Consider the following 9,360-nt stretch of genomic DNA (forward strand, 5'->3'; position numbering starts at 1 on the left):
GTGTCGGCGCGGTTCGAGCGCACCGACGGCTGCCAGATCGCCCGCTGGGACCGCATCGCCCCGCTGCTGCAGCCGGGCACCGCGGCGGGTGCGCGCCGCTCCTCCGGGCCGACCTGACCGGCGCCGGGGACGTTCAGCCCGCCCCGGCGGGCACCGGGCGCGCCGAGGCCGACGAGCACGGCGGTGCCGTAGCCGGTGAGCAGGAGCGCGCCCTGCAGGGACGAGGCCGTCGACAGCGCCAGCAGCCCGACGGGTTCGGCGCGCAACACCACCAGGTGCTGCACCCGGAACACCTGGAGGTCCGCGGAGGAACCGGTGGCGCAGGGGGTCTCCAGCGGCCCGCCGGCGGCACCGGCGGGCAGGTGCGCGAGCAGGGCGGTGAGCGCGGCGAGCGCGAGGGCGTGGGTGCCCAGCAGCACCGCGACGGCGACCAGCGCCGCCAGCGCGTACCCCATCAGGACGTCGAACTCGGCGACGAGCAGGAGTGCGGGCTCACCTCGGCCGGCAGCACCAGGGCGCGCACGCGGTGCACGCGGTTCCAGCCCCCGCCGCGGCGCGCACCGTCGTCCGCCGCGGGAGGGCACCGGGCGTGCTCCGGGAGCAGCACCCGCGGCGGGCGTCAGGAGCCGGCGAACCACTCCCGCGGCGGGTTGCTGACGTCGGGCACCCGCCGCGCGAGGTCGTCGGGCGTGGCCCAGCGCACCCCGTTGGCGATGACCTGCTGCACCTCCGGCTGGTGGTAGACGGGGTACTCCTGGTCGCCGGGGCTGAAGTAGAAGATGCGCCCGCGCCCGCGGGTGAAGGTCACCCCGGAGCGGAACACCTCCCCGCCGGCGAAGGAGGAGATGAACACCAGGTCGTCGGGGTCGGGGATGTCGAAGAACTCCCCGTACATCTCCTGCTGCGGGATGACGATCGGGTTGGGGACGCCGCGGGCGATGGGGTGGGAGGGCTTCACCGTCCAGACCAGCTCGCGCTCGCCCTCGTTGCGCCACGCCAGCGAGCAGGTGGTGCCCAGCAGGCGCGTGAAGATCTTCGAGTAGTGCCCGGAGTGCAGCACGATCAGGCCCATCCCGCCCAGGACGTGCTGGCGCACGCGCTCGACGACCGCGTCGTCGACGCGGTCGTGGGCGGCGTGGCCCCACCACAGCAGCACGTCGGCGCGCTCCAGGACCGAGGACCCCAGGCCGTGCTCGGGTTCGGCGAGGGTCGCGGTGGACACCTCGGCCTCGGGCAGCAGGCGGCGCAGGCCGGCGGCGATGGCGCCGTGCATCCCGTCGGGGTAGCGCTCCCCGATGTCCGGCGGGTCCTGGTTCGCCTCGTGCACGCCCTCGTTCCAGACGACGACGTGCAGGGGGCGCTGCACCCGGTCCTGCGCGCGATCGCTCACGGTGCCTCCACCTGCTCGACGTCCTCGACCCGGCCGGTCTCGACCGAGCGGGCGGCGGCCTCGGCGATGGCCAGGCTGCCGAGGTTGGAACGGCCCGTGACCTCGGGCGCGGGACCGCCGCGCACGGCGCGGTGGAACTGCCGCAGCCCCGCCGAGCGGCCCCACAGGTCCAGCACCGGCAGCTCGACCGGTTCGGGGTCGCCGCCGGCGCGGCTGAGGGTGACGACGTCGTCGGCGGGGCCGCGGTCGCCGCGCCCGGTGAAGGCGATGTGCCCGAGCTCGCCCTCGATGCTCCACTCGCCGTCCCACGTGGTCTGCGGGGCGCGGCTGACCCAGCTGCCGCGGTAGCTGGCCACCAGCCCGCCGGCCAGCTCGATCGTGAGGACCGCGGAGGCCTCCTGCTCGAACCGGCTCCACGGCGGGTCGGTGACCGTGGCGTGCACGCGCACGGCCTCCCGGCCGGTGATCATGCGCAGCAGGTCGAAGTGGTGGATCGCCATGTCGAACAGCAGCGGGTGCGGGAAGGAGTGGTGCCGGTTCGTCTCCACGGGCGCGTCGTTCGCCCAGCGGCGGAAGTCGACGTGGACGACGGACGGCTCGCCGATCGCGCCGCCGGCGATCAGGTCGCGCACCGCGCGCGGCGCGGGGTAGGCGCGGTAGTTCTGGCTGACCTGGAGCACCAGGCCGCGCTCCTCGGCGCGCCGCACGGCCGTGCGGGCCTCGGCGACGGTGGGGGCGAAGGGTTTCTCGACGAGGACGTGCAGCCCGGCGTCCAGCGCCTCCAGCGCCACCGGCACGTGGAACGCCACGGGCGCGGTCACCAGGACGCCGTCGGCCTGCACGCTCTCGACGGCCTCGCGCAGCGAGGTGAAGCAGGCCGCGTCCGGCAGGCCCAGCGCCTGCTGGGCCCTGCGCAGCGTGGGCTCGTGGGTGTCGACCACGGCGACGCGCTCGACCTCGCCCACCGGGGGGATGGCGTTGCGCTCCCAGTCGCCGCCCCAGCCGCCGAGCCCGACGTGCACGAGGCGGGTGGGGGTTCCGTCAGGGGTGTCGCCGTCGACCACGTCCGCGACGCTACACGAGCGGGGACGACCCGCAAGGGGTCGCGGGCGGCGGGCAGCGCGGCGGCCGCCGGCCCGGCAAGACCTCGCCGGGCCGGTGGCCGCTGTTCGCGGGGAGCGGCGTCAGCCCTTGACGACCACCGTCAGGGGCCGGGTGGTGCTGGTGCCGTGCTGGTGGGTGAGCACGGCGGTGTAGACGTGCTTGCCGGGCTCGACGCCGGTGAGGTCGAAGGTGGTGCTCTGGGCGGCGGGGGTGGCGTCGACGACGTCGCGGCGGGCGACCTCGCGCCCGCCCTCCAGCAGGGCGACCGTCTGGGCGTTCTGCCCCCGCTGCACCTCCACGGTGACGCGGAACTCCCCCGACTTCTCCTCGCCGTCGGTGCTCAGGTGCGCCTTGTGCGGCGCGGCGGTGGCCGGTCCGGGCACGCGCTGGCCGGGTCCGGGGTCGGTGCCGGTCAGCGCGATCGCCGGGGCGGGCGGGGTGCTCATGCCCGCGCCGAGGAAGTAGGAGGTGTGCGGGGGGCTGGTTGTAGGCGGTGTTCTGCCAGGCGACGCCGAGGCGGTAGACCGGGTCGGAGACCAGGGTGCGCAGCCGGTGCGCGGTGGGGTCGGCGGTGCGGGTGACGAGTTCCTCGCGCCAGTCGCCGAGCAGGTCCGCCTGCAGGGCGGGGTTGCCCTTGGTGTCGTTGTTCGACAGCGTGCCGGTGGCGCGGTAGAGCTCCACCTGCCGCTGCGCGGCCGGGTCCCACTCGGAGATCGTGGGCACGCCGGTGCGGGCCGTCTCGTCGAAGGCGTGGTCGCCGATCTCGCGCAGCAGGTCCCCGTCCCACCAGGTGAGGAAGTTCGCCGCGGGGATGGAGGTGGAGAGCAGTTCCCCCGAGGAGGAGCGCAGCTCCCCCACCGGGGAGTTCCAGGCGGCGGTGCCGCCGACGGCCCAGCCCTCCGCGCCGGGGTGGGCGGCGTCGATGTCGCCCACCGCCGCGCGGCCGGTGTCGCGCGTGGCGGGGATCGACCACAGCACCCGCCCGGTGGCCGCGTCGCGGTAGGTGGCGCCGCGGCCGCCGGAGGAGGCCATCGACTCGTGCGCGGCGAACACCTCCAGGCCCGGGCGGGCGGGGTCGAGGTCGGCCACGGACAGCTCGTGGTTGCCCTGCCCGGCGTACTGCGTGCCGGCGACGTCGGAGTCGAACACCCAGCGCCGCACCAGGTCCGTGCCGTCGAAGTCGTAGGCGGCCACGACGGTGCGGGTGTGGTAGCCGCGGCTGACCAGCAGGCTGGGGTGCTGCCCGTCGAGGTAGGCGGTGCCGGCCAGGAACCGGTCCACGCGGTTGCCGTAGCCGTCGCCCCAGGAGGCGACGTTCCCGCGCGGCGGGGTGTAGTGGACGGTGTCGAGGGCCTTGCCGGTGGAACCCTCGAACACCGTGAGGAGCTCCGGGCCGGCCAGGACGTAGCCGGCGGAGTTGCGGTGGTCGGCGTCCGCGTCGCCGATGACCTTCCCCGCGCCGTCGACGGTGCCGTCGGCGGTCTTGAGGACCACCTCGGCCCGGTCCTGACCGCCGAGGAGCTGGGCGTGGCCAAACCCCGCCCCGCCGCGTTCCTCGCCGCGTGCGAGCGCCTGGGGGTGCCCCCGGCGGCCACCCTCCACGTGGGCGACGAGCACGCCGTGGACGTGCTGGGCGCCCGCGCGGCCGGGCTGCGGGCGGTGCACGTGGACCGCACCGGCACCGGGCCGGCGGACGAGGTGGCGCGGGTGGGTTCCCTGCGGGAGCTGGCCGCCCACCTCGCCTGAGCACCGGGACGTCCTCACCGGGACGTCCTCACCGGGACGTCCCGGCCGGGGCTCCCGGTCAGCTCCCGCGCCGCACCTCCAGCGCGGTGCGCACCCCCCACAGGTAGTCGTGCGGGCGCTCGAAGGCCGCGAAGTGGCCCCCGCGCTCGAACTCGCGCCAGGCGACCACGTCGAAGAACCGCTCGGCGAACCGCCGCGGCGCGTTGACCAGGTCGCGGGGGAACACCGTGAACACGGCGGGGGCCTCCACGCGCGACCAGTCCCTGGCGCCGCCGGCGGCGTAGGGGGTGAAGGAGGTGCCGATGCAGCCGCTGACCCAGTACGCGCTCACCCACGTCAGCGCCTCGTCGAGGCTGAAAACGTCGGTCAGCGAGCCGTCGCCGTCGCTCCAGCGCAGGAGCTTCTCGACGATCCACGCGGCGAGGCCGGCGGGCGAGTCGCCCAGCCCCACCGCGAGGGTGCCGGGCCGGGTGGACTGCTCGTGCATGTACCCGCCCTCCTGCGCCTGCCACCGGGCGCCGCGGGCGGCGTAGGCGCGCTCCTCGGCGTCGAGGTCGGTGGGCGGGTCGACCAGGAAGTGGTGCTGCGAGACGTCGGTGAGGTGCAGCGCGGTCACGGCCCGCGGGTGGTGCGCGGCCAGGGCCTCGGCGACGTCGCAGCCCACGTCGCCGGCGGAGACGACGCACCTCTCGAAGCCGAACTCGGCCACGGCGTCGGCGACGGCGTCGGCCATCGCCACCGCGGACAGCCCGCCCGCGGGGACCGGGGCCGCGAAGGGGAAGCCCGGCAGGGCCGGGGCGACGACGGTGACGTCGTCCAGGAGCGGCAGGAGGCGCTCGAAGCGCAGGACGGAGTCGGGCCAGCCGTGCAGCAGCAGCACGACCGGCGCGGGCGCGGTGCCGGCCGTGCGCGCGGGCGAGACGACGGCGCGCACGGGCACGGCCGCGCGCTCGGTCTCGCACCACGGCAGGGCCGCGACGCGCTCCTCGTGCGCGCGCCAGTCGTAGCCGTCGCCCCAGCGCGCCAGCACCGCGTCCAGCAGGGGCGGCGGGACGCCGAGCGAGCGCCCGGGCTCGCCCTGCAGCCGGGCGAGCGGCACGGCGCGGAAGCGGCGCAGGCGCTCGTGCAGGTCGTCCAGGACCGCCGGGTCGGTGCGGACGAAGGCGTCGTGCTTCACCGGGACCCCCTCGCGCGGTCGGGGCGCAGCGCGGGCCGGGCGCCGGTGGTCGGGTTCTCCGCGGAAGTCGACACCACTGGAAGCTATTGCCGGTGTCGGGCACCGTCAACACCATCGACCGATTACGCTGGTGTCGTGCTAGCCGCCCTCGACGACCTCCTCCTCGTCGAGCGGTTCCTCAACACCCTCGACGAGCGGACGTTCACCCGGCACGGCGAGGACCACGCCGCCACCGACGAGCTCACCTCCCCCGAGGCCCTCGCCGCCTGGGCGCGCTCGAACGGCCTGCCCGCCCCGCAGCGGGCGACGGGCCCGGCCGACCTCGCCGCCGCCCGCTCGCTGCGCGCGGCCCTGCGCGCGGCCCTGACCGGTGGTGGCGGCGACGGTGGTGGCGGCGACGGTGGTGGCGGCGACGGTGGTGGCGGCGACGGTGGTGGCGGCGACGGTGGTGGCGGCGACGGTGGTGGCGGCGCGGGCGGCGCGGGCGGCGCCCCCCGGGCCGCCGAGGTCCTCGCCGGCTTCCCGCTGCACCTCGCGCCGGACGCGGCCGGACGGCTGCGCCTGAGGGCCGCCGGCGGCGCCGGCGCCCTGGACGCCGTCGTCGAGGCGGTCGCCGCCGGCGTGGGCACCGGCGCCTGGGGGCGCCTGAAGCTGTGCGCCTCGCCGGACTGCCGGTGGGCCTTCCGCGACACCTCCCGCAACGGCGGCGGGCGCTGGTGCTCCATGGAGGTCTGCGGCAACCGGCACAAGACGCGCACCTACCGGCAGCGCCGCGCCGGCTGAGCACGGCCCCCGCCTCTCCCCCGCCGCGCCGGGCGCGCCGCGCGCCGGCTCGGCGGGCGCCGCGGGCACCGGCCTGCGAGGGTGCGCCTGGACGGGGCGCGCGGGCGCCCCGGGGGAGGACCGCGGTCCGTGAGAGTCGTCGTCATCGGTGGCAGCGGCCACATCGGCACCTTCCTCGTGCCCCGGCTGGTGCGCGCCGGCCACGAGGTGGTCACCGTCAGCCGCGGCACCAGCAGCCCCTACGTGCCCGCCCCCGAGTGGCAGCACGTGCGCAGCGTCGTCGCCGACCGGGAGCAGGAGGACCGCGCGGGCACCTTCGGCCGGCGCGTCGCCGACCTCGCCCCCGACGCCGTGGTGGACCTGGTGTGCTTCACCCCGGAGTCGTCCGCCGCGCTGGTGGACGCGCTGCGCGGGCGCACCGGCCACCTGCTGCACTGCGGTTCCATCTGGCGCCACGGGCCCAGCACGAAGCTGCCCGTGACCGAGGCGTCCGGCACCCCGCCGGTCGGGGAGTACGGCACGGCCAAGGCGGCGATCGCCGCGGCGCTGAAGGAGGAGAGCGCCTCCGGCGGGCTGGTGACCACCTCGCTGCACCCCGGGCACATCGTCGGCCCCGGCTGGCACCCCGTCGGCCCGCTGGGCAACCTCGACCCCGCCGTGTGGGGCGCCGTCTCGGCCGGCGGCACGCTGCGGGTGCCCGGCAGCGGCACCGAGGCGATGCACCACGTCCACGCCGACGACGTCGCCCGGGCCTTCGAACTGGCCCTGGAGCACCGCGAGGCGGCGGCGGGCGAGGACTTCACCGTCACCGCCCCCACCGCGCTGACCGTGCGCGGCTACGCCCACCTGGCCGCCGGCTGGTTCGGCCGCGAGGTCTCCCTGGAGCCGGTGCCGTGGGAGGTCTTCCGCGCCTCCACCCCCGCCGAGCACGCCCAGGCCAGCTGGGAGCACCTGCACCGCAACCACGTCTTCTCCACCGCCAAGGCCAGGACGCTGCTGGGCTACTCCCCCGCCCACGAGCCGGAGGACGCCGTGCTGGAGTCGGTGCGCTGGCTCGTCGAGCACGGCCGGCTGCCGGTGAGCCGCCCGCTCGCGGTGTGAGCGGCCGACTGCGCCGAGCACGTCCTGGAGCGCTTCGAGGGCGAGGTGCGCCGCGGCGCCCTCTGCTGGTCGGTCCTCTCGGAGTGAGCCGGCCCCGCAGGGACCCACCCCCCGCAGGGCTCACCCCTCGAAGCGGTCGCGGGCCGCCTGCACCGCCGGCATGTGCACCGCGCTCCAGCGCAGCAGCGCCTCGACCGGTTCGCGCAGCGTCTTGCCCAGGGCGGTGATGCGGTACTCCACCGCCACCGGCCGCGAGCTGACGACCGAGCGCTCCACGACCCCGTTGCGCTCCAGGCGGCGCAACGTCGCCGTCAACGACTTGCCCGTCACCGCCGGGATCGCGCGGCGCAGCTGGCTGAAGCGGCAGGGGCGCTCGCACAGCTCCTCCAGCACCTGCAGCGACCACTTGTCCAGCACCTGGTCGAGCAGCTCCCGGTGCGGTGCGGCGATCTCCAGGACCCCCGGGTCCGGGTGGGGGCGCGGGCGGGTGGTTTCCGGCACGACACCTAGTCTCGTTGAAGTTCCCTGCGGGCACCAGGTAGCAAGGGGATACCAGCCGCGGGCGACCCGCCCACCGGCTCACCGAGCGCCACCCGCGCCGGTCCCCCGACCCAGGGAGCAGTCCGTGACCGTGCACCTGTTCAGCCCCGAGGGCCTCACGCAGCCCGTCCCGTACCACCACGTCGCGATCGGCACCGGGACCCGCCAGGTCCACGTCGCCGGCCAGATCGCCCGCGACGCCCGGGGCCGGGCGCTGGCGCCGGGCGACCTCGCGGGACAGGTCGCCCACGCCCTGCGCAGCACCGGCGCGGGCCTGCGGGCCGCCGGCGCCGGTTTCGGCGACGTCGTCCGGCTCACCTTCTACGTCACCGGCTGGAGCCCGGAGAAGATCGAGCCCTTCCTCGCGGGCGTCGAGCAGGTCGCCGGGGAACTGGCCCTGCCCCGGCCGCTGCCCCCCGCCTCCCTCATCGGCGTCAGCCACCTGTTCGAGCCCGACGTGCTCGTGGAGGTCGAGGCCACCGCGGTCCTGGGCTGAGCGGCCGCGCCGGGCGCCCCGCGGTGACCGGTGTCGACGGCGCGCGTCCCAGGCGCACCGGTCCCTGCAGGAGCACCTGCTCGCCACGCTGATCGAGGAGGCCAGCACCCCGTCCCTCGACGAGGTGCTGGAGCGGGCGGGTGGCCGAGGGGGCGGCGGCGCGTCCTTCCGCGACGCGGTGGAGGACGCGGTGGAGGACGCGGTGGAGGCGGTGCGCGACGACCGCACCCGTCGTCCTGGTCACCGCCGACGCCCGCCTCCCCGCGCTCCGGGGATCGCCCGCGAGGTCGAGGTCGTGCAGTGGGTGCGACAGCGCGGACGACCGGGTGGGCGCAGGCCCGGGCGCTCACCCCACCGGTCGGGCGCGGTCGTGCTCGGCCTCGACGACGGAACCCTCGCCGGGCACGGCGAGGGCGCGCCGGATCGGTGCGCGGCGACCGGGGAGCCGTTCGCGGAAGCTGCGGAAGGCGATGGGCAGCCCGCGGGCGGTGCGCAGGTCCGTGCTGTCCATGGCCTGCACGTGCACGTGCGGCTGCGTGGAGTTCCCGGAGTTCCCGCACCGGGCGAGGGCCTGGCCCTCGGTGACGCGCTGACCCTCCCGGACCTGCACGGTGCCGCGCTGCAGGTGCACGACGGCGACGTACGCGACGGCACCGCCGGGGCCGGCGCCGGCGACCTCGATGGTGACGTGGTTGCCGGCGACGGCGCCGACGCCCTGCCGCAGCCGCTCCCGCTGGCTCAGCAGGTAGGGCAGCAGCGTCAGCGGGGAGCGGCGGGCCGCGTGGTCGGGTTCGCCGTCGTGGACGACGACGACGACCCCGGAGGCGGGGGCCAGGACGGGGCGGCCGAAGCCGAGGAAGGTCCCGGGCGGTTCGGTGCCCAGGGCGGTGCGCCAGCCGCGCCGCAGCGAGGTCCGGCGGCGCTCGTCGACGGCGGTGAAGTCGATGGCGTAGCGGGTGCCCAGCAGGTCGGTGCCGTGGCTGGGCACGCGGCGGGCCGGGCTGTTGCGGACGATCCAGGTGC

At 76.6% G+C, this 9,360-nt stretch carries 10 protein-coding genes and 1 pseudogene; 4 read left to right on the forward strand and 7 right to left on the reverse strand.

The features are described 5' to 3' along the window. The 4 genes and pseudogenes from GTR00_RS07880 to GTR00_RS23735 form a co-directional block, all read right to left on the reverse strand. Positions 1-455 (reverse strand): annotated as a pseudogene (locus tag GTR00_RS07880) (hypothetical protein); the annotation flags it as partial. Positions 456-619: 164 nt separating this feature from the next. Then, positions 620-1,390, reverse strand: a complete 771-nt coding sequence (locus GTR00_RS07885; protein ID WP_323132319.1) for a ThuA domain-containing protein — start codon at positions 1,388-1,390, stop codon at positions 620-622. Then, the gene (locus tag GTR00_RS25675) at positions 1,387-2,454 is read right to left on the reverse strand and encodes a Gfo/Idh/MocA family protein (RefSeq protein WP_166611079.1); all 1,068 of its coding nucleotides are present in this window, start codon (positions 2,452-2,454) and stop codon (positions 1,387-1,389) included. Before GTR00_RS25675 ends, GTR00_RS07885 begins: the two co-directional genes overlap by 4 nt. A gap of 10 nt (positions 2,455-2,464) precedes the next feature. Then, a complete protein-coding gene (locus GTR00_RS23735) occupies positions 2,465-3,988 on the reverse strand; it encodes a rhamnogalacturonan lyase family protein (RefSeq protein ID WP_240899632.1) in 1,524 nt (507 codons plus the stop codon). A 33-nt stretch (positions 3,989-4,021) separates the two neighbouring features. Between GTR00_RS23735 and GTR00_RS23740 the strand changes: the two genes are divergently transcribed. Next, complete coding sequence (locus tag GTR00_RS23740; RefSeq protein WP_323132320.1) at positions 4,022-4,240, forward strand: HAD family hydrolase; 219 nt, start codon at positions 4,022-4,024, stop codon at positions 4,238-4,240. 58 nt (positions 4,241-4,298) lie between these two features. Here GTR00_RS23740 and GTR00_RS07910 read toward each other — a convergent pair whose 3' ends face one another. Further along, the gene (locus GTR00_RS07910) at positions 4,299-5,417 is read right to left on the reverse strand and encodes an epoxide hydrolase family protein (protein WP_166611082.1); all 1,119 of its coding nucleotides are present in this window, start codon (positions 5,415-5,417) and stop codon (positions 4,299-4,301) included. A 135-nt stretch (positions 5,418-5,552) separates the two neighbouring features. On the opposite strand from GTR00_RS07910, the gene GTR00_RS25680 reads away from it, so the two are divergent. Then, positions 5,553-6,200 (forward strand): CGNR zinc finger domain-containing protein, encoded by a 648-nt coding sequence (locus GTR00_RS25680; RefSeq protein ID WP_323132321.1) that lies wholly within the window; start codon positions 5,553-5,555, stop codon positions 6,198-6,200. 129 nt (positions 6,201-6,329) lie between these two features. Continuing rightward, positions 6,330-7,301 (forward strand): NAD-dependent epimerase/dehydratase family protein, encoded by a 972-nt coding sequence (locus GTR00_RS07920; RefSeq protein ID WP_166611083.1) that lies wholly within the window; start codon positions 6,330-6,332, stop codon positions 7,299-7,301. A gap of 120 nt (positions 7,302-7,421) precedes the next feature. Here the strand turns inward: GTR00_RS07920 and GTR00_RS23750 are convergent, their stop codons facing one another. Further along, positions 7,422-7,802: a winged helix-turn-helix transcriptional regulator gene (locus GTR00_RS23750; RefSeq protein WP_205705319.1), complete on the reverse strand. Its 381-nt coding sequence runs from the start codon at positions 7,800-7,802 to the stop codon at positions 7,422-7,424. A 124-nt stretch (positions 7,803-7,926) separates the two neighbouring features. On the opposite strand from GTR00_RS23750, the gene GTR00_RS07930 reads away from it, so the two are divergent. Further along, complete coding sequence (locus GTR00_RS07930) at positions 7,927-8,337, forward strand: RidA family protein (RefSeq protein ID WP_166611084.1); 411 nt, start codon at positions 7,927-7,929, stop codon at positions 8,335-8,337. Positions 8,338-8,683: 346 nt separating this feature from the next. On the opposite strand, the gene GTR00_RS07935 is transcribed toward GTR00_RS07930, so the two are convergent. Continuing rightward, positions 8,684-9,352 carry a M23 family metallopeptidase gene (locus GTR00_RS07935; RefSeq protein WP_407659658.1) on the reverse strand — a complete coding sequence of 223 codons (669 nt, stop codon included), beginning with the start codon at positions 9,350-9,352 and terminating at the stop codon, positions 8,684-8,686. Positions 9,353-9,360 lie beyond the last annotated feature (8 nt).

This window comes from Kineococcus indalonis (genome assembly GCF_009906395.1).
GTDB lineage: Bacteria > Actinomycetota > Actinomycetes > Actinomycetales > Kineococcaceae > Kineococcus > Kineococcus indalonis.